This window comes from Burkholderia sp. D-99 (genome assembly GCF_011605345.1).
Taxonomy (GTDB): domain Bacteria; phylum Pseudomonadota; class Gammaproteobacteria; order Burkholderiales; family Burkholderiaceae; genus Burkholderia.
Window position 1 is genome coordinate 97,249 of the sequence record NZ_JAAOXM010000018.1, and the last position, 25,878, is coordinate 123,126.

The 25,878-nt window shown below is 61.1% G+C and carries 25 protein-coding genes and 2 pseudogenes; 7 read left to right on the forward strand and 20 right to left on the reverse strand.

What is annotated here, in order from left to right; genetic code table 11:
• Positions 1 to 64: 64 nt before the first annotated feature.
• A complete protein-coding gene (gene tssK, locus HAV18_RS36880; protein ID WP_166965623.1) occupies positions 65 to 1,411 on the forward strand; it encodes a type VI secretion system baseplate subunit TssK in 1,347 nt (448 codons plus the stop codon).
• The gene (icmH, locus tag HAV18_RS36885) at positions 1,408 to 2,190 is read left to right on the forward strand and encodes a type IVB secretion system protein IcmH/DotU (RefSeq protein ID WP_166965625.1); all 783 of its coding nucleotides are present in this window, start codon (positions 1,408 to 1,410) and stop codon (positions 2,188 to 2,190) included. The genes tssK and icmH overlap by 4 nt, the downstream gene beginning before the upstream one ends.
• A gap of 92 nt (positions 2,191 to 2,282) precedes the next feature.
• Here the strand turns inward: icmH and HAV18_RS36890 are convergent, their stop codons facing one another.
• From HAV18_RS36890 to HAV18_RS36965, 16 genes and pseudogenes are all read right to left on the reverse strand, one after another.
• Entirely contained in the window at positions 2,283 to 2,960 is a 678-nt protein-coding gene (locus HAV18_RS36890) for a tetratricopeptide repeat protein (protein WP_166965627.1), read from the reverse strand.
• A gap of 14 nt (positions 2,961 to 2,974) precedes the next feature.
• A complete protein-coding gene (locus tag HAV18_RS36895; protein ID WP_243771838.1) occupies positions 2,975 to 3,340 on the reverse strand; it encodes a hypothetical protein in 366 nt (121 codons plus the stop codon).
• The gene (locus HAV18_RS36900; protein WP_166965629.1) at positions 3,337 to 3,777 is read right to left on the reverse strand and encodes an SMI1/KNR4 family protein; all 441 of its coding nucleotides are present in this window, start codon (positions 3,775 to 3,777) and stop codon (positions 3,337 to 3,339) included. Before HAV18_RS36900 ends, HAV18_RS36895 begins: the two co-directional genes overlap by 4 nt.
• 52 nt (positions 3,778 to 3,829) lie before the next feature.
• Positions 3,830 to 4,318: a DUF4265 domain-containing protein gene (locus HAV18_RS36905; RefSeq protein WP_166965631.1), complete on the reverse strand. Its 489-nt coding sequence runs from the start codon at positions 4,316 to 4,318 to the stop codon at positions 3,830 to 3,832.
• A gap of 102 nt (positions 4,319 to 4,420) precedes the next feature.
• A complete protein-coding gene (locus HAV18_RS36910) occupies positions 4,421 to 5,080 on the reverse strand; it encodes a hypothetical protein (protein ID WP_166965633.1) in 660 nt (219 codons plus the stop codon).
• Positions 5,081 to 5,125: 45 nt separating this feature from the next.
• Positions 5,126 to 5,734 carry an ankyrin repeat domain-containing protein gene (locus HAV18_RS36915; RefSeq protein WP_166965635.1) on the reverse strand — a complete coding sequence of 203 codons (609 nt, stop codon included), beginning with the start codon at positions 5,732 to 5,734 and terminating at the stop codon, positions 5,126 to 5,128.
• A 214-nt stretch (positions 5,735 to 5,948) separates the two neighbouring features.
• On the reverse strand, positions 5,949 to 6,449 hold the full coding sequence (locus HAV18_RS36920) for a hypothetical protein (RefSeq protein WP_166965481.1): 501 nt from the start codon (positions 6,447 to 6,449) through the stop codon (positions 5,949 to 5,951).
• A gap of 24 nt (positions 6,450 to 6,473) precedes the next feature.
• Positions 6,474 to 6,797, reverse strand: a complete 324-nt coding sequence (locus tag HAV18_RS36925) for a hypothetical protein (RefSeq protein WP_166965707.1) — start codon at positions 6,795 to 6,797, stop codon at positions 6,474 to 6,476.
• Positions 6,798 to 7,054: 257 nt separating this feature from the next.
• The gene (locus HAV18_RS36930; RefSeq protein ID WP_166965637.1) at positions 7,055 to 7,396 is read right to left on the reverse strand and encodes a hypothetical protein; all 342 of its coding nucleotides are present in this window, start codon (positions 7,394 to 7,396) and stop codon (positions 7,055 to 7,057) included.
• 439 nt (positions 7,397 to 7,835) lie between these two features.
• Complete coding sequence (locus HAV18_RS36940; RefSeq protein ID WP_243771839.1) at positions 7,836 to 8,240, reverse strand: Imm1 family immunity protein; 405 nt, start codon at positions 8,238 to 8,240, stop codon at positions 7,836 to 7,838.
• 90 nt (positions 8,241 to 8,330) lie between these two features.
• A pseudogene (locus tag HAV18_RS40425) lies at positions 8,331 to 8,399 on the reverse strand (RHS domain-containing protein); the annotation flags it as partial.
• A gap of 30 nt (positions 8,400 to 8,429) precedes the next feature.
• Positions 8,430 to 9,026, reverse strand: a complete 597-nt coding sequence (locus HAV18_RS36945; protein WP_166965641.1) for a hypothetical protein — start codon at positions 9,024 to 9,026, stop codon at positions 8,430 to 8,432.
• A gap of 92 nt (positions 9,027 to 9,118) precedes the next feature.
• Positions 9,119 to 9,511 (reverse strand): annotated as a pseudogene (locus HAV18_RS36950) (RHS domain-containing protein); the annotation flags it as partial.
• A gap of 77 nt (positions 9,512 to 9,588) precedes the next feature.
• Positions 9,589 to 9,963, reverse strand: coding sequence for a hypothetical protein (locus HAV18_RS36955; RefSeq protein ID WP_166965643.1), 375 nt, complete (start codon positions 9,961 to 9,963; stop codon positions 9,589 to 9,591).
• Between the two features lie 3 nt (positions 9,964 to 9,966).
• On the reverse strand, positions 9,967 to 14,673 hold the full coding sequence (locus tag HAV18_RS36960; protein WP_166965645.1) for an RHS repeat-associated core domain-containing protein: 4,707 nt from the start codon (positions 14,671 to 14,673) through the stop codon (positions 9,967 to 9,969).
• Between the two features lie 37 nt (positions 14,674 to 14,710).
• The gene (locus tag HAV18_RS36965; RefSeq protein WP_166965647.1) at positions 14,711 to 17,890 is read right to left on the reverse strand and encodes a type VI secretion system Vgr family protein; all 3,180 of its coding nucleotides are present in this window, start codon (positions 17,888 to 17,890) and stop codon (positions 14,711 to 14,713) included.
• Between the two features lie 316 nt (positions 17,891 to 18,206).
• On the opposite strand from HAV18_RS36965, the gene HAV18_RS36970 reads away from it, so the two are divergent.
• A complete protein-coding gene (locus HAV18_RS36970) occupies positions 18,207 to 19,007 on the forward strand; it encodes a transporter substrate-binding domain-containing protein (protein ID WP_166965648.1) in 801 nt (266 codons plus the stop codon).
• 58 nt (positions 19,008 to 19,065) lie between these two features.
• On the opposite strand, the gene HAV18_RS36975 is transcribed toward HAV18_RS36970, so the two are convergent.
• Positions 19,066 to 19,269 (reverse strand): hypothetical protein, encoded by a 204-nt coding sequence (locus HAV18_RS36975; protein ID WP_166965650.1) that lies wholly within the window; start codon positions 19,267 to 19,269, stop codon positions 19,066 to 19,068.
• A 354-nt stretch (positions 19,270 to 19,623) separates the two neighbouring features.
• Positions 19,624 to 20,166 (reverse strand): DUF6622 family protein, encoded by a 543-nt coding sequence (locus HAV18_RS36980; protein WP_166965652.1) that lies wholly within the window; start codon positions 20,164 to 20,166, stop codon positions 19,624 to 19,626.
• Between the two features lie 392 nt (positions 20,167 to 20,558).
• Between HAV18_RS36980 and HAV18_RS36985 the strand changes: the two genes are divergently transcribed.
• The 3 genes from HAV18_RS36985 to HAV18_RS36995 all read left to right on the forward strand — a co-directional run bounded on the left by HAV18_RS36985 (position 20,559) and on the right by HAV18_RS36995 (position 23,160).
• A complete protein-coding gene (locus tag HAV18_RS36985) occupies positions 20,559 to 21,644 on the forward strand; it encodes a sensor histidine kinase (protein ID WP_166965654.1) in 1,086 nt (361 codons plus the stop codon).
• A gap of 1 nt (position 21,645) precedes the next feature.
• Positions 21,646 to 22,380 (forward strand): LytTR family DNA-binding domain-containing protein, encoded by a 735-nt coding sequence (locus HAV18_RS36990; RefSeq protein ID WP_166965656.1) that lies wholly within the window; start codon positions 21,646 to 21,648, stop codon positions 22,378 to 22,380.
• A gap of 165 nt (positions 22,381 to 22,545) precedes the next feature.
• The gene (locus HAV18_RS36995) at positions 22,546 to 23,160 is read left to right on the forward strand and encodes a hypothetical protein (RefSeq protein WP_166965658.1); all 615 of its coding nucleotides are present in this window, start codon (positions 22,546 to 22,548) and stop codon (positions 23,158 to 23,160) included.
• Positions 23,161 to 23,281: 121 nt separating this feature from the next.
• On the opposite strand, the gene HAV18_RS40430 is transcribed toward HAV18_RS36995, so the two are convergent.
• Complete coding sequence (locus HAV18_RS40430) at positions 23,282 to 23,548, reverse strand: PAAR domain-containing protein (protein WP_407062454.1); 267 nt, start codon at positions 23,546 to 23,548, stop codon at positions 23,282 to 23,284.
• A 262-nt stretch (positions 23,549 to 23,810) separates the two neighbouring features.
• On the opposite strand from HAV18_RS40430, the gene HAV18_RS37005 reads away from it, so the two are divergent.
• The gene (locus tag HAV18_RS37005; RefSeq protein WP_166965660.1) at positions 23,811 to 25,073 is read left to right on the forward strand and encodes a hypothetical protein; all 1,263 of its coding nucleotides are present in this window, start codon (positions 23,811 to 23,813) and stop codon (positions 25,071 to 25,073) included.
• 45 nt (positions 25,074 to 25,118) lie between these two features.
• On the opposite strand, the gene HAV18_RS37010 is transcribed toward HAV18_RS37005, so the two are convergent.
• Entirely contained in the window at positions 25,119 to 25,628 is a 510-nt protein-coding gene (locus HAV18_RS37010) for an NYN domain-containing protein (RefSeq protein WP_243771841.1), read from the reverse strand.
• Positions 25,629 to 25,878 lie beyond the last annotated feature (250 nt).

Sequence of the window (25,878 nt, forward strand, 5' to 3'; positions counted from 1 at the left end):
TGGCGATTTAATTCGGGCACGAACAAATCGATTACATCGCAACGCGACATTAACCGGATTTGACATGAGTTATTCGGCCAAGGTGCTGTGGGGGGAAGGGCTGTTCCTCCGGCCTCAACACTTTCAGCGACAGGACGCGTACCACGAAGCGCGCCTGTTCGAATCGATCCAGGCGATCCAGCCGTACAACTGGGGCGTGCGCTCGGTGCGCATCGACCGCGATGCACTCGGCAGCAACGTGCTGCGGGTGGCCGAGCTCGCGCTCGTGTTCCCGGACGGCGCGCTGTATGCCGCGCCGCAGGCCGACGACCTGCCGCCGCCGATCGCGCTGGACACGCTGCCTGACGGCATCAACGAATTCGTGTTCTATCTCGCGCTGCACCCGCAACGCGAGAACGGCACCAACTACAGCGACGATCCGGCCGCCGGCTTCATGACGCGTTTCGTCAGCGAGCAGACGAGCGTCGCCGACAACTTCACCGATGCGGCCGAAGCCGACATCACGTTCCTGAAGACGCAGGTCAAGCTGATCGCGCATAGCGAACCGCGCGACCAGCTGCTGTCGGTGCCGCTCGTGCGCGTGCGCCGCACCGCGACCTCGGGTTTCGAGCTTGACGACAGCTTCGTGCCGCCATGCCTCGCGATCGACGCATCGCCGATCCTGCACCAGCGGCTGCGCCAGCTCGTCGATGCGCTGCAGGCGAAGGTGAACGCGCTGTATGGCTTTCACCGCGAGCCGTCGAAGAACATCATCGAATTCCGCTCGGGCGACATCGCATCGTTCTGGCTGCTGCACACCGCGAACGCCGCGTTCGCGACGCTCGCGCACCTGCACCAGCATTCGGCGCTGCATCCCGAGCGGCTGTTCCAGGAGCTGCTGCGCCTCGCGGGCCAGCTGATGACGTTCTCGAAGGGCTATACGCTCGCCGACCTGCCGGTGTACCGCCACGACGATCCGGGCCCGAGCTTTGCGCGTCTCGACCTGATGCTGCGCGAGCTGCTCGACACCGTGATCTCGACGCGCTACTTCGCGATCACGCTCGACGAAGTGCGCCCGTCGTTCCACCTCGGCCGCCTCGATTCCGGCAAGATCGACGACAAGACCGAGTTCTACCTCGCGGTGTCCGCGGACATGCCGAGCGTCGAGCTCGTCGATGCGGTGCCGGCCCGCTTCAAGGTCGGCGCGCCCGACGACGTCGACAAGCTCGTGCTGTCGGCCATGCCCGGCGTGCGGCTGTCGTACACGCCGCAGGTGCCGCCCGCGATTCCGGTGCGCCCCGGCGCCTGCTACTTCGCACTCGATTCGCGCGGTGCGCTGTACGAGCGCATGCTGCAGGCCCAGTCCGCGATGATCTACGCGCCGACTGGCATCAATGACCTGAAGTTCGAACTGATCGCGGTCACATCATGAGCTACGCGCCTTCCCTGTTCGGCGACAACGCGCCGGCCCCCCTGCATACCCCGTCGTCGACGGACGCCTCGTTCCAGGCCCGTTCGCTGCTCGACCTGCTGTACGACGGGTTCTTCATGCTGTTCCTGCTCAAGAACGGGCGGGAGCCGGATAGCGCGAGCGAGTTCAGCACGCGGATCCAGGAATTTCTGTCGGACTTCGAGCGTGGCGCGAAGAAGCTGAATATCGCCGCTGAAGATGTGTACAGCGCGAAGTTCGCGTTCTGCGCGGCCATCGACGAAATGGTGCTGTCGTCGCAGTTCAAGATCCGCACGGACTGGGAACGCCGGCCGTTGCAGCTCGTGCTGTTCGGCGAGCAGTTGGCGGGCGAGAAGTTCTTCCAGTATCTCGAGGAGTGCCGCGCGCAGGGTGCGGCGCGGCTGCAATCGCTCGAGGTGTTTCATATGTGCCTGCTGCTCGGGTTCCAGGGCAAGTATCTGCTCGAAGGGCCGGAGAAGCTCGCTTACCTCACTGCGCGGCTGGGGGACGAGATCGCGCATATGAAGGGCAAGCGCGCGCCGTTCGCACCGCATTGGCCGCTGCCGGATCAGATCGCGCACCGGTTGAAGCGTGAAGTGCCGGTGTGGGCGATCGGGGCGGTGTTTGCGCTGGTGGCGCTGCTCGGGTATATCGGGCTCAACACGTATCTGAAGGACAAGACGCTGCAGGCGCTGGCGCCTTATTCGCAGGTCATCAAGGTCGGGCCGGAGTCGGCCAATTTGACGATTTCGTTGCCTTGAGGGGCAGAGGTTTCTCGGCCTCGCTTCACGATGAAAAAGGACCGCCCTGGCGGTCCTTTTTTGTTGCGACGTACTATTCGTCGTGCTCGCGGCTACTCGCCGTTCGAATCCAGATCGAGGAAGTCGTCGTGGCGATCGAAGTGGTTGAGGCAGCGGACGACGTCCTCGATCGATGCATCGGGTTTCTGACGATACGCCAGATCGACGACGTCCTGGAAGTGCTCGCACGAATAGCGGAATACGTAACCGAGCTCGGTGACCCGTTCGGGGTAGCTCTCGCGATCCTCGTCGTCGACCTGTACCTTGTCGCCGATATAGATCGTCTGCCGCGGACACCAGTCTGCATCGCCGTCATTTCCGTACACATCGTATCGCCACGCCGGATCGTAGCCCTCCGGCCGTTCGGCCTTCGCTCGCACAACTGCGATGAAGTCGGCAAGCCCGAACGTCCTGTTCTTGAAATCTTCCGGGCCGCGAATCTGCAATCCGATGCGCTCGCATTCGATACGCGCCAGCAATTGTTCGGCCCTGTCACGCTCGAACGCCAGCAGGCCGGCATCGGTGTCTCGTGCCGCCGCAAGCGCCCGCTCCAGGAACGGACGCGCCGATCCACTGCGTGACGTCTCACACATCAGATCGCCCAGCGCGACGAGCGACTGGGCGAGTGCAACGCGATCGCCCTCCTGCTCGGCCTCGGTCAGCGCAAGATGCAGCACGGCTTCGCCTCGATCCGTCATGCCATGATCGAGCAGCATCAGCGCCTTGCGCAAGGTCTGCCGCGCACTCACCGCGACACCTCGTTGCCGGGCAGATCCATCCAGACGTCTTCGTAGCCGGCGTCGTCGATGATGAAACGCGCGCCGGGCGGCAGCATCAGATAGGGCAAGACCAGTGGCAGGCAGGTGGGCAGATGTGTGGCGTGCAGCGGCTGGTAGAAATCGAGCGCGTCCGAATACTCGCCGCAGTGGAAAAACCAGCCGACGTCATCGCCTTCCGACAGCGCGATGCGCGTGCCATAGACAGGCATCCGCCCGAGCGTCGATATCGCGACCGCAACCTTGTGCTCGGGTTCGGCAGCTCGCAGAGCGTATCGCGCACACACGGCCTCCTGGCGTGCACGCAACTCGGCCGGATCATCCGTCAGGTTCATTTCCCGCCCCCCTCCCTGCAGCCCCGCATCGACAGAAAAGCCATGAAACTGTCGGCTACCGGCGTCGTCTCGCCCGTCTCGTGCGACCAAAGCACGACGGCCGGCTCGCACGATGCCCCTGTCCGGTCGTAGTCAAAGCAGTAGTAGTCACCTGTCCCGAACTCGGCAAACGGCAACAAGTTCGAGAAATCGGCATCCGTATCGTCGAAATTGTCTCGCCACGCGCGCCAGCCTTCGCTGTAATGCCGAACGATCGAATTCCAGGTCTTGCGCGGATTACGCGCATCGAAGACGGGGAACACGGACAATCCGCCAAGCGACCTGCCGTTGTTGAGCAGCAGCCATGTCGCGAACGAATGCGGCAACGCGCGGCCGAGTAATGCTTCGGCTGCTTCGATTTCGGTTACGGTCGTGCCGATGGTCGGTGTGCGGGTCATCGGTTGATCTTCCTGTCGGTATCTCCGACATACACGTGTTCGATTTTGCGCGTCACGGCTCGATCCACCAGTCGAGCAGCGTTTCGTCGTCCGGATCCTCGAAGTTCCGGTAGATGTTCGCGTAGTACCAGGCAAGGCCGGTTCTTGCCGTGAAGTCGTCGAAGACAGTACGGATTCGTTCGCCTCCAGCGCCGGACGGCACCGATAGCGCGAGCGAGCCGCCGTAACGGCCGTCGAGCGTACCGTTCAGTTCGGATTCGACCTCATCCGCAAGCCGGTCGATGTCGCGATCCGGAATCGCGTCGCCATAGATCTGGATGCAGTAGTTTCCGCCGCGCTTCAGCACCGTGGCCGGACGATCGGGGTCGTCTATGCGGACAAGATCGCCTTTCGCGAGATTCAGCGCGAGGCCAGGCGATGCCAGCAGTTCATAGATGCCCGGCTCGACCGGACGCGCGGGAAGTTCTTCGTGAACCGGTGCGTCACCGGAGCTACCGGCGTAGACGTAGATCAGCTCGTAATCTTGGTCGGGGTCATGCATTTCGTTCTCGCCGCACCTAAGACCGTGTTCCAGTCAATAACTTGTGTCACCCGGGCTGCCGGCGCATTGGCCTCCACATTACTTGAGACCGCGCGCCTGCTCTCACCCACCAACCATCTCCATGAACACCGCCGCTTCCGGATCCGGCAGCGCATCGCCTATCCGCGACCGGACTTCAGCCAGGAATGCCGGCCGGATTTCATATGTATCGTCGAAGATATCGCGTGCGTACTTTCCAACGTACAGATCGCACCAGATACGCAGCGCGTGGGCGAAGTGCGTAGGGGATGACGCAACGCGCAATGGTGCCCAGGAGCCCGCGCCGTGACGGTCGAACAGCACATCGCCTGCCGGCACGACGATAACCGGATCGCCGCCCATCTGACCCAGCACGATCCAGTCGTCGTGCCATCCGGACAGACGCCGGCCCGATGCGTCGACGCGATAGCCGGTCTGGCCGATCGCGAGACTCGAGTGGTTGCCGTACAGCAGGAGGTCGTCAGCGATCCAGGGAATCGACAGATCGACATCGTCGAGCGCGTTGAACCATGCGGCAATTTCAGCGCTCACGGAGAGCGATCCCGAGTGTGTTGCATGATCGGGCACAGGTGCGCCGATGCTTGCGTGCGCGTCCACCATGTCGCGAATTGCGACGATGAACGGCTTCAGATCCCGATTGTGCATCGTGCCTCCCGGCGACATGGCGCCTTGTCGAATCGCTTGCGAACGATACCGGATCTTGCGCCTCTCTGTCAGCCGCATGCCGACACTTGAGTGAATCCTGAGTCTCGGAGATCGTGGATGCTGTCAGTCGAATTTCATGTGTCCGTCAAGCCACTTCTCGACCTCGCCCCGGCCGAGATCAGACGCGCATTTCTTCAAATGAAGAGCCTCATCACGGCTCACTTCAATCCCTCTGAGTAACAACAAATTCAGCCCCGATATCGCAGCGTCCTCCCCGTCAAGACAATATGTCGCCTGCAGGATCGGCGTGAGACCGTTCGTCGCCACCGTCGACATATCGGCGCCGGCGTCGATCAGTTTCTCAGCTCGCTCCATCAATCCAAATTTCAACGCTGCCGATAGTGCCGTGATACCACTGTGGCCTGACTCGTCGAGCAGGTTCCGTGTCGCATACCACGCAACCACTTTCTCGAAGAGCGCCGAATCACGATCCAAAGTCGCACAATGCAGAAACGTATCTCCGGTGCGCTCGTCCCTCTGCAGGAAGTTCACATCGCGGCTGTCCAGAAAATCGAAGATCGCTCGACTTCTCGCGACATGGAAGAGAATGGGGACTCCCTCAAGCACTTTTTGTCTTTCGATTGTCGGCAGCAGCCGTTGAATCGGCGCCAGGTCGCCGTCCGAGAACGCGTCGGCCGCCTCGAAAATATCAACAATGATTTCTGCGTTCATGCTCGGTCACCCATGGCCCTCGCCCCGCGTGACATCGTATTCCAGTCGACGGTTGGTGTAGGTGGGGGCTCAGGCGCACTACATCGCATGACTGAATACCTGCCCTCAACCGCAGACCATCCCTATGACAACCGCGCCCTTCTAAATGGAGGGCCGCCGAGTGATTCCTTGTTGCTACCGATTGCGTTCGGGCTGCAGACATCCCCCGCTCCGGCTAGGCATTCGAGAAGACGACCAACCTACCCTCGGGACGCCGGCCATCCCAGCCACAAGGGAAACCACCGTCGAGATAAGCATGCAGAATGCTGTTCCAGATCGGCGGGAAGCAATCATTGGCGTAACACTGAAACAGGATGCCGATATCCCTGATCATCAACTCGATCAGCGGACACGACACCGCATTCGTCCACTTGAGATCTGCCCCGTTGAAGTGCTTGCCTTCGATTCCCCAATACCGACTCTTCCTCAACTGGTATTCAACCTCGCGGCTCCATTCGAAACCAGTGGGAAACACACCGTCACCGTCACTTACCGACTCCCATTCGTCGAAGTCGTCGAAGGAGTCATCGGTCGCGAAACGACGTGCGACCGCCGCATCCCGGACAACGTGATGCGCCGCGGGATCGCCGAGATAGGCGGTGCCGAAAAATGCATCCTGCTCGAGAAACCGGACGAGCGGATTGGCTGCAACCAGGATGTCATGCCAGGATTTCATGCCGACTTGTGACAGGCCACGTCGTCAGAACAGGATGAATTCATCGTTCTCGACGTAAAAGACGAACGCATCGAGCAATTGCGCAACGCTCGGTTCGTCGACTTGGTCGTGGGCGTTGATCACGATGTCCTCGATCGTCGCACTGTTCAGGGTGACGATCCAGCCCGGTTGCGGTGCGATCGAGGGCGATGCATCGTCTTCGGCATGTTGCGCATCTTCCGCAAACGCACCCTCTGTATCGCGCGTCCACGGCATCGGCGGCAAATAGAGCCAACCAGAGAAGTCACCGGGCGTTTCGAGGATCTGCTTCAGGCTGACTACGGTCGTCAGGTCGGTTGTTGCGAGCATCGGTTGTAGGAGTGGGAGTGACGTTTGGCGGTGCGGATGGCACGGTGCCGTGACATGCATGTGCGACACCGTCGGTGGATTCACGTGGGCCTGCAAAGCGCGTACGTTGTTCGTCGGCACGGAATCGGACATCAGCGCTCGCGCACGATACCGCAAAAGGTCGTGATTATGCCAATGAAGCGAAAGGTGAAACCTGCCATCGTGTTTGTGGGCGGGACGATCGAACAACGTGTTGGCTACCCGCTGCGGCTGGCCACTCAGATCGGCTGACCGAAATAAACGATCTCGAACAGGTCGACCCATCGGTGGAATGGCTCCGGTAGCGCATTCAGCAAATCGCTTTTCCCGGCAATTTTTGCATCGCACGCGAACACGACTTCATTGACTTTGGGATCGCCGTAGATGGTCAGCACGACGAGGCACCCACCGCTCCCCGCGAACGCCGCTCGCCGACAATGCCCCGGGTCTTCGACGTCGTCGAAGAATTCGACACCCGATGCAGTCAAGTCTGTCTCCCGACATTCGAAGTATCCCCAGTCTGCGATCCGGACCGGACGATCCCGAAAAGCCGCTTCGAGGGATGGGTAGTGAGTCGTCATATATCCCAATGAAGTTCGCTCTCAATGTCGGATCGCGTCCGTCAGGTACAGGCGAGGCGTGTATAAGCCGGTGGTCTGCAGCAACCTGTTCGCTCGCTTGTCGCGCTATCCCATCCCAAAGAGCGAATCAATGACGTTCTTGATCCACGTCTTGACATCACCTCTGGCGATTTTCTTTTCCCTTGCAATTTTTCTCATAAAAATTATCGACCACGCGACGGCAAGACCCGCGGCGATACATATGTTTAAAAATGAAAATTCACTCATTGGAATGAAAGAGTTCCAAGTTCTTCGCTGCGTACGCGTGTGACATGAGTGTGCGCGAGATCCGGGGGTGTCTGGCCGAGTACTATGGCACCGATGTATCACCGGACTTCATCGACTCGGTTACCGGCGAGGGGATGGCCGAAGCGCAGAGTTGGTAGAACCGTCCAAATGATTACCCATCTTTCCAAACCAATCTTGGATCGGACTGACCGAACTGGCAAAAGTACAATGCCGCCTGTATCACCGTCGCTTTGTCAACACATTGACGTAGCGAGTAGCTGCCGCGCTGCCCACCAACCATCAGGTCAGCATACTCGTCCTCAGGCTTATCTGAAGCTACCAGCGCAAAAAGAGCTTCGTCCGTCCCGATCGCCAAAAATGCGACGTATCGATCGCCTTCGCCACCTCCAACCGAAAATGCCGCCTCATCGTTCATCAAAAACATGACAGATGAAGGGTCCTTATCATTCATTCTCTCAATCGCTGATATGACTTGCGCAGCTTCAACATAGTCCTGCTCAACCACTTCCGAGCGATTGCCAACGTATTTTTCTTCAATGATCTTAACTACTTGCATGTGACGCTCACTTGGTCGGTGTGTACACTTGCGATAGCTCCGGATACCCGTCTTGCGTGCCGCCTCGCTGATGACCTCCTTCGCTTCGCCCCAAGCCTTGTAACGCGATGACCACGCGACTTCGCCAGCCTCGTCGGTCACCTCCTCCGGCGCACCCATTCCGTGCAACTTTATTAATTTACTTGCAACCTAGCCAAGCTGAAGAAAGAAATGACCCAGTTCTGCACGTCTTTCATCAAGTGCAGAATTATCGATGAACAAATACCCCATACCATCTGAAAGTATTCCTTTATAATTCGGCAGCGCAAAATCAAGATCCCCGCCGTATATTGACAATCTTCTTTGCATGCCTGGCATAGAAATTGGTCGCTGCAACCACGCGTGCACCCCATCAATTTTTGAGGCTAGATTTTCGGAGTCGTCAGAGTCACTACTCTGGGAAATCACACCTTTTCCGACATCTTTGATCTCGTCTGAACTTTCATTCCTAAGGAATTCACCCGCCAGATGCCCAACAACAACCGCCGCAGACTGACCGTCTCTTTCGCGAAGTCGTCGATAATGGTCAACCTCGCCCCTCACATAAGGAACAAATATTGAAATCCAGAAATCGTCGCCTTTAAGACTAGCGCTGAGCCACCACCCCGGAAGACTCAACAAATGAACCAACGGTTCGCCATTGTCAGATGTGGGCCAGCGAACATCGGCCGGAAGATAGACACCCCCACCAACGTACGCATCACCTTTGGCCGACCTCAAGGGGGAAAAAATTAACTCTTGATGCATTTTCGCCTCCTCAAATCATTCATCACAACAGCAACTCAAACTCGAACCCATTTGCTCCGAACCGCAGATGCATCCTCGCAAGAGCGTTCTCATTGGAGTGAATTGCATCGTGACGAACGCTGCGGCACGATCCCCGTCGCCTTCGATACTACATCGCCTTCCTCATTCGTCAGCAATTACGGCGTGCCGATCTGGTCGCAGTGGTAATAGAACAGCTTCGCGTCCGCCCTGCGCCCCGGCACCTTCTGCAGTGGATCTTCCTCCGGCACGTACCGATCGACGCTCTTCCACACCGGCGTCGCGATTCCCTCCACCGGCTCCGTCAGATATTGCGCCAGGGGTACGAACGTCCACGGCTCGTAGATATAGTGCGTACCGCGCTCGCCATCGCTCTCGTATGCAAGCGTATCGCCACCCCAGCCGAACGCTGTCCGCGCACCGTTCACTGTTTTTGGTACACCAAAGCAATGGGCCGCATACGCGGCCCATCAAATATCATCACCTAACAAATGCTGGCAAAAAAACTATGCAACAACATTCATTCATGGAAAAGGAAAAATATTCACTGCGTTTCCAGCAATCTAAAAGCAAGAGACATTTCGCCTTGCTCAATTGACAAATCAGCAACCAGCGTTAACTCCGCCCTTTCGCCATCAGACCATAATTGACACGCAACTCGTCGCGAGCTTGGATTGGCATCCATTTCGAATATATCGAATGGAATTCGACCAGTCCCATCCGGAACAAATGCCAGATCAGGCGGCGGCAAAGTCAGCTTTTCGACGTCCTCTCTGGATCGTTGCAGCTCTTCTTCAATTTCCTCAAAAATATCATGAGTCACCCCAAATTTCGCCAAATCCCCCATTACCCCGCCACGAATTCCTTTTAAAAGATCACCCATGAGCCGATAGGCTTCATCTCTATCAAATACTTGCATATTTCATTTCCTCCGCTTAGGAATGGTCGTTGCCGACGCACCAGACGCGCCGATGCCAGAAAAATACCCATCCGCCTTCATAAGAGCGCATCTAGCTTGGTCAGACGTTAGGCCTGCCCTTCTAATTGCTTTATAACCAATACGTCGCTCGGCAGCCAATGTGCCTCCACCCGCCTGGTCTTGAACACGGTTTGCTTTATAGTGAGGAGTTCCGCGCGTTTTACCATCGTCATTTCGCCCTTGAAGCACGATCGCTGGCGCATCGAAGTAACCGTACTTCGGCAATGAACTCACCGCGGCGTCCTGATAGATGTGATGCGAATCATACAATCCCCCCCCTGCCTTTTGCATGTCGCGATGGCTCCCCACCTGAATGCCGGCCTCGTCAAGAATCTTCTCGCAGTCCTTGGGGCAGGGGCGGCATTTCGCCAGTCCGAGCGGATCAACCCAATCGACTGGATTGGGCGCGTATTGATATACGTTGATGCCGCCAGTCAGCCCGATCGGATCCTTTGAGACAAACCGCCCGCTACTCGGATCGTAGTACCTGTGCCGGTTATAGTGCAGCCCCGTCTCATCATCAACCTGCTGCCCCTGGAACCGCAGCGAACTCCGCGGCACGATCCCCGCCGCCTTCGATACCCGCGCAATCACCTCCCGCGCTTCGCCCCACGCCCGGTACGTCGCCTCCCACACCACATCGCCGTCCTCATCCGTCAGCAATTGCGGTGTTCCGATCTGGTCACAGTGGTAATAGAACGCATGCGCATCACCAACCCGTTCCGGCAACCGTTGCAACGGATCGTCTTCCGGTACATAGCGATCGGCCGCACTGCGTGACGGCGTTTCGAACCCTTCTACCGGTGCACTCACGTACTGCACCATCGGCACGAACGAACCCGCTTCGTAAACGTAATGCGTGCTGCCCCGCTCCGCACTCTCATACGCCAGCGTATCGCCGTCCCACCCGAACACCGTGCGCTCGCCGTTCACCTCTTTCGCAATGCGACGCCCCAGCGCATCGTAGTAGTACCGCGACTCGCTCCGGCGAGCGACCCCGTCAACCGTCGCAGCACTCAGCCGATTGAACGCGTTCCACACGTAACGTTGCTCACCCGCCGGTGATCTGCGATGAACAAGATTGCCCCGCGCGTCGTACGTGAAATGCTCCCCGGCATATTGCTTCAACAAATTGCCCAACACCTTGGGCACTTCCGCAGGCAACGTACTCTCCGCGCGTACCGGACTCGGCCGGCTCTCCGTGCGAGGCGGTTCAACACGTGCCGGATCGATGATATTGCTCGCCGGATCGAACGCGAACCGCTCCTTGCCCGCCGGACCAATCGATTCGAGCAACCGACCGACCGGATCGTAACGATAGTCGGTCAATCCTCTACGATTGTCTTCAATCTGCACGAGCCGGCCGGCCGCGTCGTAGCGATACCGGCGCTCTGCCAGCGGCGCAGGTGCATTCGCACGCTGTACCGTGCGCTGCGCCAACCTCCCGGCACGATCGTATGCGGTGCGTTGATCGATCTTGCTCGGCAGGGTACGCAATGTCTCCCGATGCAGATCGTCACGCTCGATCTGAACGAGTTCCTTGCCGTCCAGCATCATCCCGTGGATGTGCCCGGAGCCGTACGTGAGCCAGTCGACAGCATGGCCGTCGGGCCGGACCGTTCTGACGCGGTTGCCGATTTCGTCGTACTGGTGATGCCACACGACACTCCGGCTCGCGCCGAACAGATCGTAAGCGTGATGCTCGCGCACCAGATTACCGACCGGGTCGAAGAACCGTTGAACGCGGCTATATCGATTGCTGGCCTCGATCAATCGTCCCAACGGATCGTAGCTGAAACGCTCCGCCTCTTCGCCGACCGAACGGCCATCAAGCCGTCCACCGCGATCGTGGGACATCGTCATGACCTGCCCCGCCTCGTCGACCGACTCGAGACGGCTGCTCGCCTCGTCAAACGAATAACGCGTGGCCTTCCCGTCGAAATCGATCTCCTCGATCAATCGACCTGTTGCGTCATAGCGGAACGCGTAATTCGCGTGATTCTGGTCGGTCAGCCCGACGATCCGCCCGAGCCGGTCATAGCGATACGACAGCGATTGCCCCAATGCATCGGTACGGATATTGATACGCCCGCTCGCGTCGTAGCCATAACGCGTGTTGCGGTTCAGCGGATCAATATGGGTCAGCAGACGCCCTTCCGCGTCATAGCTCAGTTGCTCGCGCCCCGCTGGCGACACGACTTCGGCTAACTGGCCATTCGCACCGTAACGGTAGGCGGTTACCCCGCCCGCAGCATCCTTCGCCTCCGCGAGGCGCCCCTGGGCGTCATACGCCCACTGCGACGTCTTGCCCGAGCAATCGGTATAGCTGGTCAACTGGCCGACGTCGTCGTACTTCAGGGCTTTCACGCCCCCCTTCGCATCCTTGATCCGGGTAAGCAGCCCTCGCCCGTCGTATGCGTACTCCGTCTTGTGGCCGAGCGGGTCGACCTCCGCAACTGTATTGCCTGCATCGTCATATTCGCGCAGCCACGGGTGCCCAAGCGGATCGGTAACACGAACGACCTGGTCCTTCTGGTCATACGCCATCTCGACCACGCTACCGTCAGTACGTTGATGGCGTACGAAATTGCCACGCACGTCGTATTCCATGTGCTCGACGGTGCCGTCACGATGGATGTACTGAACGAGTTTGTCGTTCGCGTCCCGATACATCCACTCTTCGCTACCGTCAGGATGAATCACACGGAACGAATAGCCCTTGCTGTCGTAATAGTGGTGCGTGACATTGCCAAGCGCGTCGGTCACGCCGACCATTCGGAAGTCCGGATGCCACGCGAGACGGACCTCATCGCTGCCGTCATCGGCGTATTCGCGGAAGCATTTAGCCTTCGGTCCGTCACCGTTCCACTCGAGGTTCACACCTCGGCCGGTGCGATCCGTATATCGCGTCACGAGGTGGTGTCGATAACGGTATTCGCGACGATTGCCGTAGCGGTCCGTCGCCCCGATCAGATCGTTCTGGTCGTCGTACTCGTAGTTCGCCAGCGTGCCGACGTATTCGCCTTGTGCATCGTGATGCGTGACGCCAACGATGCGCCCCCGCGAATCGTGTCGGAACGCAACCTGCACGTGCGATGCAATCAGGCGATACAACCGCCCTTCTGCATCGTAGTCGAGCGTCAACTGGTTGCCGGCGCGGTCCTTGACGAATGCGAGACGAAACACGTTGCCGTGCCGCTCGTACGCTTCGAGCAGCGCATGTCCGCGCGTCACCGTCAGCCACTGCTCGTCCAGCCGCAATAACGTCTGCCCCTCGGAAAGATCGTCGTGCGCACTTCCGACGCCGAGCAACGGGTATTCGACACTTCGCCCGGCGGCATCGTGATAGACAAGTTTTTCCGCTGCAATATCAAAACGGGTCGTATACGGCGTGATCCAGCGTGCGCCCAATTCGCCATGCGCATCGTTCGCGTCGAAGAACGATCGATAGGTACGCTGCCAGACAACGGGCAACGGCCCGTCGATCGTGAAATCTTCGTGATTGATTTGCTCGTCGCCGAGCGCGAATCCGATTGAATGCTCGGTGGCGGCTGGTGGTGTCTTGACCGGGGAATGCGTAAGACAGCAATTCGGCCCCGGATGATGCGCTTCAGTGGTTTTTTGAAGCTCTTCAGCTCGCTGGTCCGCACGCTTCTCGGCAACCTTCGTCGTCCCGTGCTCTTGCACCCCGGTCGCATGCGGCTTCGGATTGCGCTTCCGCCAGCTCCGCATGCCGTCTTCACCAATCGTGATGATCCACCCGATCTTGCCCGCATCGTTCCCGTCGAGCTCGCGAATGCACTTCTGGACCGTCGGAATCCGCTTGTAGATATCGTCAGCGAAAAGCTGCAGCTTCTTCGTCGAATTCGGGTTGATCAGATCAGCGGCCGAGGTCGCCGTGTTGACGGCGAACTTCGCCTCGACCTTGCGAACGTCCGAGAAGAATCCACCAATATTGTCGAGGACCTTCCTGCCGTCATACGCAACGATAGCCGCCCCGACACCCTTCAGATGGGTCCCGGCCGACTTCACGTTGTGCCCGACTTCGTACTTCTTCCCCGCCGCGTGCGCGAACACATCGGCGATCGCCTTCATCAGATCGCCGATGAACTTGGCGCAGTGCTCGAGCAGCTCCTTCAGCCCGTCGCGCAGCACCTTCAGGAATTTCTCGATCTCGCCCGCGTAACGCTCCTGCACGTTCGCGACGATCGCCGAAATGAGCGAGTCGCGCAGCACCTGCATCGCAGCTGCTCCCGCTGCCTTGCCGCTCTCGACGATCTTCTGTCGAATCAGCTTCAACACCGGGCGCGCGCCGAGCCTAAGCTCGGCCGTGGCCGGCGGCAACGGCACGACGCCGATCAGATCGAGACCGAGGTTGACCCAGTCGAACATGTCGATCGGTTTGTCGCCGTGCTCGATCATCGCCTTGATATCCAGCACCGCATCGACTGCCGCGAAGATATTGGCCAGGATCGGCACGTTCTCCGCGACCGTCTTCAGCCGACCGACGTTGACGACGCCGCCGCTGACATTGATCAGCCACTTGTCGAATGAATCGATGCCGGCTTGCACGTCGGCCTCCGTGATCTTCATGATCGGAGACACGAACACATCGGTAGGTTTGGGTTGAAGGACGCCCGCAGCGGTCATGATTTTTCTGTTCTCGGATATTTGAAAGGGGCGACGCTCAGCTCATTTTCAGCGCGGCTGCGGCGCTACGCGCCGTCTGCGCGAGACCGCCGACCTGCCGGGCGGCGGCACTCAGCTGCCCCGCTTGCGACAGCGCCGCCTGCGCCCCCGCCGGCAGCATATTGGCCGCAGCCTGCTGCGCGATACCAAGGCCCTGGCCTGCCACTGCCTTCGCCAGCGCGGCTCCGCCCTGCGATGCCGAACTCGCCAACCCCGCGACCGTTTTCGCCGCGCCCAATGCATTCGACGCACCGGCCGGCAGCATGCCGGCCAGCGCCTGCCGGGCCATGCCCATACCTTGGCCAGCGGCGGCCTTCGCCAGTGCCGCGCCACCTTGCGTCGCCGCACCGGCCAGGCCCGTCAGTGCGCCGGCGGCACCGCCCGCTGCCGGCAGAAACGAACCGAGCTGCGCCTGCGCGGTTTCCGCGGCCCCTGCCGCCGGCGCCGGATTGGCCGGCCACGGCGCCACATCGAAGCGGCTCGACACCTGGTCCTGCGAACGCGGATCCTCCCCGAACTTCACCTGCACTGCACCGGGCGGCAACCCGCTCACGATCATGTGTCCGTCGTTGTCGAGCGCGCCTTTCTTCAGCAATCCACCATTCGCATCGAACACCGAAAACAAGCCGCCCTTCACCGGCTGGCCGTTCCCGTACGTATGCAACAACTCCAGCTGCCCCGGCTGATCCGGCCGCGGGCTTGGCAGCGGATACCCCATGCTCGCCGGCCCGTTAAACGTATGCGACGCACCCTTCACGTCCACCGCACCCGGCGTATGAATCTCGATGTTCCCGCCTTGAATGCGGACATACCCGCCGCCGCTCGTCAGCAGGATCCCCTGGTCGGCCGCGATCTCGATCTGCCCCGTCGCCGACACCACCTTCACCGCCTTCTGCGCGGTCACCTCGACGTTGTCCGACTGCGCCTGGATCTCGACCTTGCCCTTGCCCGCGAACAGCTTCATCCCCGCGTTCTGCGCGAACAGGCTCAGCTTCTGCCCGATGCTCCCGATCAGCGACTTGCCCGCGACAACATGCACGCTCTGCCCGCTCGCCACGTTCACGTGATCGTTCGCGACCATGTGCACCGACTGCTGCGTCGACATCCCGATCCCCGACGGGCTGCCGAACAGCATCACCGGTTCCTTGAACGCGTTCGCGTTACCCGTGCCACCGCCGGCCGTACGCCCACCGGACGCGCTGCCCGGTGCACTGTCCTGCGTCGCATCGGTAAACGCGCGCATCGTGTCCTGCGCGTCGTTCAGGCTTTCCGCCTGATGCTGTTCGCTCGCACTCGACATCGCCTCGACGAGGCTCTCTCCCGACACGAGTTGCTGCTGCGCTTCCTTCACGTCGAGCGGCTGGCTGTTCGCCGCCTTCGGGTGCGTCGTCACGTACAGGCCCTGGCTGGCTCGCACCGCGCCATACGCATCGGAGCGCAGGTCGAAGCCGCTGCCGAGATACGCCCCGCGTGAATTGGCGTTGTGATCGATGATGTAGCCGAGATGCAGCAGGCTGTTCGCGCTGCTGCTCATCAGCTGCACGCGGTTCTGCCCGGTTGCGTCGTCCATCACGAGCTGGTTGTAGCCGCTACCCGAATACTCTTTCGACCGATAGCCCGACAGGATCCCGTCGGTATGCCACTGCGGCTGGTTCGCGCCGTTGTACACGCGCCCGACCGCGAGCGGCCGGTCGCAGTCGCCACCAACATAGTCGATCAGCACTTCCTCGCCGATGCGCGGCACATGCACGCCGCCGTAACCGCCACCGCTATCCGACTGCACGACGCGCACCCAGCAAGACGCGTTCTCGTTGCCCGAATTGATCCGGTCCCACACGAACTGCACGCGAATCCGGTTCAGCGCGTCGGTATAGACCTCTTCGCCTTGCGGCCCGACGACGATCGCCGTCTCGAGGTGTATTTCCGGCTTGTGATGCTTGAACGGGCTGCGATACGGCACGTTCACGCGCTGCGTCTCGACTTCGACGAGATAGAAACCGACCGAACCATCCTCGTGTGGCACGCGAAACGCGGGATCGGCGCCGTAGCCGTCCTGTGCCTGCGTCAACGCTTCGCGCAGACTGTATGGAAAGTCCGCGCTGTCGGCCGCGACGGGCAGGTTGTTCTCGATCCACCACGCGACCTCGATCGCGGCGAACTCGCGCTGTTCGGCGGGATCGCGATTGTGTTCGGGATGATCGGCCAGCGTGAAGCGCCGGCCCGCATCGATCGCGCGCACGCCGCCCGCAGCATGGAACCGCTTCGCCCGCGACTCCCACTCCTCCATCGTGACCTTCGTCAGATGGTCGCCGCGCGTCTGGTCGAGATACGTGTAGGCGCCCGTGTACTCGTAGACTTCGAGCTGATCCGGCAACTCGCCCTGGCCGTCCATCGTCGGCAGCGATGTGCCTTTCGGGTTCTCCGGCTGCGAAGGATTCTTGTAGTCGAACGTGCGCGTCGTGCGCGTGACACTCTGCAGCGTGCGCGTGCCCGACCATTGCGTGAACGCGTCGGCTTCGCTGGCCGCGCCGCCGCGATAAAAGCGCACGGTTTCCGGTGACAGCGGCGCGAATGCCTGCAGGTTGTCGGTGATGACGAGCGTATGCGACTTGCCGTCGTCGGCCTGCTGCCAGGCGCAGTAAAGCCCTTCGCTCTCCATCAACCGATGCACGAAATGCCAGTCGGTGTCGTGCTGGCGTGTGTACGAGCGGTTCGGCAGCGGCTTCGTCAGCGCAAAGCGGAAATGGCCCTGCGCCTGCGGATGCTGGTTCAGCACGTCGCTGATGATCTGGTCGACCGTCGTGTCGTTCCAGAACCGCTGATCGCGACGGAACTTCAGGAAGTGGGTGAAATCGGCGAACGCGAGCTGATAGGACGTAAGCCCGCCGTCGGCGCCCAGCCGGCGCGCGGTATGGACGTATCCGTTGATCGGCCGGTAGCCGAGATCGCCCTGCTGGATCCACAACGTCACGGGCTGCGCGATCAGCTTTTTAAGCTCCAGATCGCTCTCGGTCGACAGCACGTCGAGCGTGAACGCGTACGCGCGCCCGATACGCGAGCGGCCGACTGCCCGCTGGACAGTCAGGACGTTGGCCCCCAATGGCGTATCGAGCTTCAGCAACCGGTCCTGCTGAAGCAATCCGCCGCGCAATGCGGCAATTGTGTTCTGCATGTTCATGAACGGCCTTTTCTTCTTTTGGCGCGCCCTCGGATGGCGCGAGCGATCAACTTCGCCCGCGGGATTTTACAGACAAAATTTCGCGCGCTCCTGAACCTGACCTGATTTAAAAGAGCGTGATCCGATTGGTCCGCGAGCCGTGCATGGAAACGCCAATCACGCCGGCCGGCCGCCTCCCGCCCCGATGAAATCGATTGCAATCAGGGCCAATTCGACTTCCGGCACGGCGCGGTTGCGAGTAGTGTCTACGAGCCCGTATTGCGGTCCGCCGCGCCCGGCGCTCACCACACACGACACTGAACACTGGAGATCTGCGATGAAACGTTCGAAGTTCCTGCTGTCGGGCCTGCTGCTCGCGTCGGCCCTCGGCTTCACGGCGGTCGCCGCGCACGCGGACGACCTGCTCGACTCGGTCAAGAAGGCCGGCGTGTTGCGCGTCGGCCTCGAAGGTACCTACCCGCCGTTCAACTCGCGCGGCACGTCCGGCCAGCTCGAGGGTTTCGACGTCGACGTCGCGAACGCGGTCGCCGGCAAGCTCGGCGTGAAGACGCAATTCGTGCCGACCGAATGGAGCGGCATCATCGCCGGCCTGCAGGCCGGCAAGTTCGACGTGATCGTCAACCAGGTCACGGTCACGCCGCAGCGCAAGGAAGCGCTCGACTTCAGCGAGCCGTACACGTACTCGGCCGCGCAGCTGATCCAGCGCAAGGACGACACGCGCAACTTCAAGTCGCTCGACGATTTCAAGGGCAAGAAGCTCGGCGTGACGCTCGGCACCAACTACGACCAGATGGCGCGCACCGTGCCCGGCATCGAGGTGCAGACGTATCCCGGCGCGCCGGAGAAACTGCGCGACCTCGCCGCGGGCCGGATCGAAGCGACGCTCGACGATCGCCTGATGCTGCCGTACATGATCAAGACGTCGAACCTGCCGCTGCGCGCGGGCGCGATCGTGAACGGCGGCAAGCAGGAAATGGCGATCCCGTTCCGCAAGGGCAACCCGAAATTCGAGAAGGCGATCAACGACGCGCTCGATTCGCTGCACAAGGACGGCACGCTGAAGAAGATCTCGATGCACTGGTTCGGCAGCGACGTAACGGTGCCGGTCGCGCAATAAGCGGCACGGTGTTCAACGCGTCACGCGCTTCGTGTCGACGAACGCGTGACGCTTTCTCTCAAGCCGCTTCGTCGAAGCGCGCCAGCAGCAGCTGGCCGATCGGTGTCAGCGCCGGGCGCGCGGCCACGGCGTTGATGCGCATCTGCGTATCGTCGACCAGCCGCTTCTCCACCAGCACGGCGAAGGCCGGATTCGACGGATCGACGCTGTCCGGCGCACGTGCAACGCGCAACAGCATCGAGAATTCATGCGGACTCAGCATGGTCCCTGTCTCCTGATCGTCCGCGATCCGGTTCGAACCGGCGTCGATCGTATTTTCGAATGAAATGGCGCGATGGATGACCGCCGCGCCGCCGGGAGCGAGATCCCGGCAGGCCTGCCTGCGACGCGGGCACGTCGTCGCGAGCGGGTTGCGCACGTCCCGGATCCGGCGATGCCGCCGCGACGGGAACGTGCAACGTTATGGGCGCACCATGACGTGACCGTGACAGGAAAACGGGGCGCAAAACCGTGCTCGTTACATGGCGTTTCGATTCGATGCCGATCCAGTTGACGACGACGGACCGCGTCACATGCGTGGCCGTCGGTTACCTGCTCGCCGGCTGTCTCGCGCCCTTCATCGCGGATCGACAGAATACGGGAACCCGCCGCGCGCCGATCCGTTCGCATGGCGCATGCAGCGCACGACCACGTTCACCGCGCGCCCGAGCGTCATCCCGATGAGCACGCCCCATACCGCGAACGACAGCATCACGAAGCCGCTCGTCGCCGCCCACGGCGCGTGCACGGCGACCGCGTAATGGATGCCGGTTTCGGCGACGAACGTCAGCATCAGCGTGACGAGCAGGCTCGCGTCGCCGGGCAGGCGCACACGCAGGCCCGACGCGGCCAGACGGTACTCGAGCCGCCACCGGCTCGCGTGCAGCCAGCCCAGCGCCACACCACCCAGGACAGCCGCCAGCGCAATCGCGTTCGAGTCGATGCCGGCACGCGGAAAGAGGCCGTTCAGGCTGACGATGCCGAGCATCCCGAACGCGATAGGCGAGATCAGCGGTCGTGCCGCCGGCACCTCGCGTGGGAAACAGCGCTTGACGCCGATATAGAGCAGCACGCAGAACATTACGTACACGTAAGGCTTCAGGTGAAGGAGCGTGGACATGGTCGGAGTCGCCTGATCGGAGTGGACACGGCAACACCGTACTGCTCGATCCTGTCAGGCGGCGCGGCTTGCGACGGGAGGCGGGAATTCGCGGACGAGTTGCGCGTCGCGGCGATGATCGTCTGGCGAATCGGGACGACTGACGCGCCATCGAATCCGGCGGCCGGCGACATCAGAACCAGTCCGTGCTTCGTGCTCGACGCGCAACCGGCAACGCCCCGTGTCCTTCCGCAGCGCCTTCCACTACACTCGTGACGGAAACCGGCCAACCGTCGGCAGCCGAAGCGCTTCGTCGAAGCCGCGCGCCGTTCGTCGCAACTCGCGCTCAATCGGCCCCTCCGGCAGTAAGGTCTAGCCATCAGCGCAACGCGCGCCCACCTTCACCCGACACCATGCGAGCCACATCCGACCCGTCGCCGATTCCGCAGCCACCCGCCGACGCCCCGCCGCGGCCGCTGCGCGATCCGGCCGCGCTGCTCGCGTTCGCGTGCTTCAACTCGGTCGTCGGCCTCGGTTTCTGGGCCCTTCATTTCAACGAACCGCTGCTGCCCTACCTCGTCGTCGCCAACGTGATCGGGTTCTGCGCGCTCCTGTTCAGCCATGCCGCCGACCGGCTGCTGCCGCGCAAGCCGGGGCTCGCGCTGAAGACCGTCGTGATCGCGCCGGCCAGCGTGCTCATCGGTTTCGAGATCTCGGCGACGATCGTCCGCGGAAACGTGCCGCACGTGTTCGGGCGCGCCCGCCTCGGAACGTGGGACAACTACGGGCCGTCGTTTCTCATTTCGGCGATCCTGTTCGTGTGCGTTTCGCTGTTCCTGCAATCCATGCGCATGCGTGCGACGCTCGAGACCGAACGACGCGAAGCCGCCGAAGCGCGCCAGGCCGAGACGGCCGCGCGCCTCGCGCTGTTGCAGGCGCAGATCGAGCCGCACTTCCTGTTCAATACGCTCGCGAACGTGCAGAGCCTGATCGAGCGCGATCCGGCTCGCGCATCGACGATGCTCGACAGCCTGAACCGCTACCTGCGCGCGAGCCTGCGGCGCACGCGCGATGCGACGTCGACGCTCGGCGAGGAGCTCGAGCTCGTCGAGGCGTTGCTGAAGATCGCGTCGATCCGGCTCGCCGAGCGGCTTTCCTATACGATCGACGTGCCGGCGGATCTGCACGCGCTGCCATTCTCGCCGCTGCTGCTGCAACCGCTCGTCGAGAATGCGCTGCTGCACGGGATCGAGCCGTCGATCGACGGCGGCGTGATCGTGATTCGCGGCAGGATGCGTGGCGATGCGCTGGTGTTGAACGTGATCGACACGGGCGTCGGCCTCGGCAAGGGCGGCTCGAGCCTGCACGGCGGCGTCGGGCTCGCCAACGTCGCCGCGCGCATCCGGACGCTGCACGGCGAGCGCGGGCGCGTCTCCGTCGAGACGAACACCGCCGCCGCGCATGGCGTTACCGCTACGCTGCTGATTCCGATCGACTGACATGCCGACCGCCCTCATCGCTGACGACGAACCGAACCTGTCCGCCTCGCTTGCGCAGCGGCTGGGGCAGCTCTGGCCCGAACTGGAAATCGTTTCGATGCCGCGCAACGGTATCGAAACGCTGGCTGCGCTGAACGCGTCGCCGCGCCCGGACATCGCGTTTCTCGACATCCGGATGCCCGGCATCGACGGGTTGAAGCTCGCCGCGCTGGCTCCGGACGTGCATGTCGTGTTCGTCACGGCCTACGACGAATATGCGGTCGACGCGTTCGATCGCGCGGCAGTCGACTACCTGCTGAAACCGGTGACGGACGAGCGGCTGCTGCGCTGTATCGCGAAGCTTCAGCGCGGCGGGCTGGCTGTCGCGCATGCCGAAGCGTTTGCTCAGGCGGCGCAATCGCGGGATGCCGCACCGATCCGCTGGCTGACCGTGGGCGTGAAGGATGCGACGCGACTCGTATCGGTCGACGACGTGCTGTATTTCCAGGCGTCGGAGAAATACACGGAAGTCGTCACGGCCGGCGAACGGCTCGTGATTCGCACGCCGCTGAAGGAACTGATGCAACGGCTCGATCCGGAGCGGTTCGCGCAGGTGCATCGCGGCGTGATCGTTGCGTACGCAGCGATCGATCGTGTCGAGCGCGATCTGCTGGGGGGATTGCGGATTCGCGTGCACGGGCAGCGGGAAATGCTGCCGGTCAGTCGGGCGTATGCGGGGTTGTTCAGGCAGATGTGATAGGTGTCTGCTTGCGGCACGTGTAACAAGGTTACGTTCCGACAAAGCGTGAACGACACGTTGGCAAACAGCGCCCCATCCAACACAATCGCGCGATCACGTTGCGCTCGACTGTATCGCCTCGAGTCGACACGACGTCCTCCCCACCGGCCTGCCCTGAAAACAATGAAAACACTCCGTGGATTGACGACATGCGTGGTTGCAGCGCTCGTAAGCGGCTGCGTCGCCACACCCAACCTTATCGGCGAGAACACCGCGGGCATCGCGCCGACAGAAGCGACCGCGATCCTGGTCGTCGTGGACGGCAAGGCATTCGACGGGCCCGAGTTCGGCAGCGAAGGGCGCGCGTATCTCTCAGGACTGGGTGAAGGCATCCAGACTGCACTGGCCGGTGTGCCGACGAAAGTCGTCGAGCTGGACGAGATGAAGTTCGTGAATCCGGTACCTGCGGCACTGCGGGCCATGAAGCCGAGTCATACGATCCGCCTGTTCACGGAGTCCGGGACGGCGCGTTACGGCACGCCCATCAGCGCGACGTGGCAAATGGAGGTATCGAATGTGACGACGACCTTCGTCCCGGCGACCGGTGACAAGCCGGGCGGTACCCGCTACACGATCAAGCCGGTCTACAAGGCGCGCGCCGATGGGGAGACGTGTCTCGATTCGGACAGTCTCGCGAAGAAGTGCGGTGCGGCGATGGGAAAGATGTTTGGCGATACGCTGCGCGCCGCGCATGTGGTGCAGATGAGTGCAGGGACGCCCGCTCAGCCGGCCAACTGAAGCGTGGCGTGGAAATGACGAAGGGCTGCGCCATGCATCGCGCAGCCCTTCGCCGGACAGCGTGGCGGGTAACTGGGCCGAACCCTCTGTCACCTCGATGCGGCTGTCCGGGCGGTTCTAATCACGAGCGTCCCGAAGTCGGCAACGATGAAATCAGAACGGCGCCACATGAGGTCTTGTGACCTTCGAACACCGCCTGTGCCCCCTCGATATCGAACTGCCCGTCGCCCTCGACGACGACGCACGGCCCATGTAACGGGCACGTGCAGCGGTCACCGACACGTATCGATGCCGAAGCGATTGGCCAGGCTACATGTCGCTGAACGGAACAAACGACAACCCGCGGGCCGGGAAAGTGGACGCTGAAACGAAGAAGGGCCGGGAGAATCAATCTCCCGGCCCTTCGTTCAATTTGGTGCCGGCTGCAGGACTCGAACCCGCCACCTGATGATTACAAAGCACTTGAAATCATCAAGCATAACAATAGCTTATGGAATTTTCGCGTTTCCAATACCGCGAATTACAGGAGCTTCACCGCCTTGTCCGGTGGGGCCTTCCGTTGTATTGGAAACGCGGCCAAGGACCGCCAACGCTTGCGCCACGAGTTCGTCCGATGGATGATTATGCACCACTATATGGGGAACCAGTGCATGCGGGCGACCGAAGTTTTCACCCCCGGGCAGACGCCCACCGTTACCTTTGTTCGTGATCACCTCGAGCGCCGAGAGCAGACTCTCAAGGATGCGCGCGAGCAGCGTCTGCTCATCACGATCTCCGGGCCGTCGAAGTCTGGCAAGACAGTTTTCGTCCGCAACGTCGTCGGTGCCGACAACCTAGTGTCCATAACGGGTGCGAGCGTGCAATCGCCAGATCAACTCTGGCTGAAAGTGTTCCACCAGATCGGTACGACCGTCCCAACCACATCGTCGGCCGAATCGAACAGTTCGACGTCAGGGAGCGGTGGCGGCAAAGGTCAACTTAAGCTTTTTGGCACCGGCGTCGAGCTGAGCGGTAACGTCACGCACGCATCAGGATCAAAGGCCGTAGAAACTGTCACGGCGGTTGGCTTTGATCACCTACAGTTGCTGATTAAGGAACTCGCCGGGACGGGTCTCGTAGTTTTCATCGACGACTTTCACTACATCCCACGGGACGTGCAGAAGCAAGTCGCAGAACATATCAAAGAGGCGATCGACAAAGGCGTCGAGATAGTCTGCGCGTCGGTTCCGTACCATTCCGAGGACATACTGCGCGCGAATCCCGACCTGCAGGGACGGTTTGTAGCCATCGACTTCGACTATTGGGATACACCGACGTTGACGCAGATCGCCGAACGTGGATTTGCCGAGCTCGGCCTAACGGTCGAACCCGAACTTATGAAGGCTTTTGCCGGCGAGGCTGCCGGGTCGCCACAGCTTATGCAATCGATATGTCTGAATGCTTGCTTCCAACTTGACACGCGAGAAACGAGGCAGGCAGCGCTCGACGTGCCTCACGACAAACAATTCATCAAAGACGTGTGTAGCCGCACGTCCAGCACTGACTTTTCCAGCACCATCGAAAAACTGCGCGAAGGCCCGAAAACACGCGGAACAGAACGGTTGAACTACAGACTAGCCGACGGAGATAACGGCGATGTATACACGATCGTGTTGCGCGCGCTTGCGGCAGATCCGCCGCAGCTCCGGTTCACGTACTCGCAACTGCTGGCGCGAATCGGGAACGTGTGCGAGTCCATGACGCCGTCAGGCTCAAGCACCTCCGGAGCCTGTTTCCACATTTCGCAACTCGCGAATGACGGTCAGTCGAAGGTGCTGATCGAATGGGATAGCGACAACGAGATTCTGAACATTCGCGAGCCATACATGCTGTTTTACATGCGCTGGTCAGACACCATTATCAGATTGAGCTGATCGGGCGTCGGCAGCATAGAACGAAGATGCCGCGGACCGGTAGACCTACTCGCCGACTTGTTGCGCGGGCTGCGCTGCGGCCTGTTGGATCGGTCTGCGCTGTTGTTGCGGGCAGGTCGAGCGTAGCCCGTCGATATGTTCGTTGAGATTCGGCGGAATGCGCTGCCACATCGGATCGAGGATGAAATCGATGCCCTCGCGGCGCGCCTGTTTTGCAGCGGGGACGAAATCGGCGTCGCCTGCGATCAAAACAATCTGATCCACCTGCTTCTTGAAGGCCAAGGACGACACGTCCACGCCGATCCGCATGTCTACGCCCTTCTGACGCACGTCGACTGTCACATCCTCAGGCGTGATGTCCTTCATTTCGATCCGCCCGGCGAGGAGATCGGCCACTTTGTTGGGCTTGATGGCCCACTGAGCAAACGCCGATAGATGCCCCAAACGCAGTGCAACCTTCCGCATGCCGCGAAGGTGCTCGTGCAGTTCGAGACGGAAAGCCGCTTCGGGCGATTTGCCGAAATCCACCGCCTTCTTGCTGATGGGGTTGTGCATCTTCATCTCGAGCGGTGGGCAATCGTAGAAGAAGATGCGATACAACTCTCGTCGTTGCTGGCGATTACGCTGACGATCTAAAGCGGGAGGGTCGCCAGCGTTACGTCGCCCTGGCCTGGGTGTTGGGGGTGTCAGGTGAGCACACGCCCATCGGTGCGCGCATTCCGCGGCTCGCCGCGCATTGTGGGCGTTCTGCGGTTCGATTGCGCGAAAGCGCTTGATGAAAAATGCCCCGTCAATAAGGATCGCT

Coding starts and splice junctions, on each gene's coding strand:
- HAV18_RS36965 (WP_166965647.1), bottom strand. CDS start 17,890: ATGAACATGCAGAACACAATTGCCGCATTGCGCGGCGGATTGCTTCAG.
- HAV18_RS36915 (WP_166965635.1), bottom strand. CDS start 5,734: ATGAACGCAGAAATCATTGTTGATATTTTCGAGGCGGCCGACGCGTTC.
- HAV18_RS36975 (WP_166965650.1), bottom strand. CDS start 19,269: ATGCTGAGTCCGCATGAATTCTCGATGCTGTTGCGCGTTGCACGTGCG.
- HAV18_RS36905 (WP_166965631.1), bottom strand. CDS start 4,318: ATGCATGACCCCGACCAAGATTACGAGCTGATCTACGTCTACGCCGGT.
- HAV18_RS36930 (WP_166965637.1), bottom strand. CDS start 7,396: ATGACGACTCACTACCCATCCCTCGAAGCGGCTTTTCGGGATCGTCCG.
- HAV18_RS36910 (WP_166965633.1), bottom strand. CDS start 5,080: ATGCGGCTGACAGAGAGGCGCAAGATCCGGTATCGTTCGCAAGCGATT.
- HAV18_RS36900 (WP_166965629.1), bottom strand. CDS start 3,777: ATGACCCGCACACCGACCATCGGCACGACCGTAACCGAAATCGAAGCA.
- HAV18_RS36980 (WP_166965652.1), bottom strand. CDS start 20,166: ATGTCCACGCTCCTTCACCTGAAGCCTTACGTGTACGTAATGTTCTGC.
- HAV18_RS36995 (WP_166965658.1), top strand. CDS start 22,546: ATGAAAACACTCCGTGGATTGACGACATGCGTGGTTGCAGCGCTCGTA.
- HAV18_RS36970 (WP_166965648.1), top strand. CDS start 18,207: ATGAAACGTTCGAAGTTCCTGCTGTCGGGCCTGCTGCTCGCGTCGGCC.
- HAV18_RS37005 (WP_166965660.1), top strand. CDS start 23,811: ATGCGGGCGACCGAAGTTTTCACCCCCGGGCAGACGCCCACCGTTACC.
- HAV18_RS37010 (WP_243771841.1), bottom strand. CDS start 25,628: ATGCACAACCCCATCAGCAAGAAGGCGGTGGATTTCGGCAAATCGCCC.
- HAV18_RS36960 (WP_166965645.1), bottom strand. CDS start 14,673: ATGACCGCTGCGGGCGTCCTTCAACCCAAACCTACCGATGTGTTCGTG.
- HAV18_RS36990 (WP_166965656.1), top strand. CDS start 21,646: ATGCCGACCGCCCTCATCGCTGACGACGAACCGAACCTGTCCGCCTCG.
- HAV18_RS36920 (WP_166965481.1), bottom strand. CDS start 6,449: ATGAAATCCTGGCATGACATCCTGGTTGCAGCCAATCCGCTCGTCCGG.
- icmH (WP_166965625.1), top strand. CDS start 1,408: ATGAGCTACGCGCCTTCCCTGTTCGGCGACAACGCGCCGGCCCCCCTG.
- HAV18_RS36895 (WP_243771838.1), bottom strand. CDS start 3,340: ATGAACCTGACGGATGATCCGGCCGAGTTGCGTGCACGCCAGGAGGCC.
- HAV18_RS36955 (WP_166965643.1), bottom strand. CDS start 9,963: ATGCAAGTATTTGATAGAGATGAAGCCTATCGGCTCATGGGTGATCTT.
- HAV18_RS36945 (WP_166965641.1), bottom strand. CDS start 9,026: ATGCATCAAGAGTTAATTTTTTCCCCCTTGAGGTCGGCCAAAGGTGAT.
- HAV18_RS36985 (WP_166965654.1), top strand. CDS start 20,559: ATGCGAGCCACATCCGACCCGTCGCCGATTCCGCAGCCACCCGCCGAC.
- HAV18_RS36940 (WP_243771839.1), bottom strand. CDS start 8,240: ATGCAAGTAGTTAAGATCATTGAAGAAAAATACGTTGGCAATCGCTCG.
- tssK (WP_166965623.1), top strand. CDS start 65: ATGAGTTATTCGGCCAAGGTGCTGTGGGGGGAAGGGCTGTTCCTCCGG.
- HAV18_RS36925 (WP_166965707.1), bottom strand. CDS start 6,797: ATGCTCGCAACAACCGACCTGACGACCGTAGTCAGCCTGAAGCAGATC.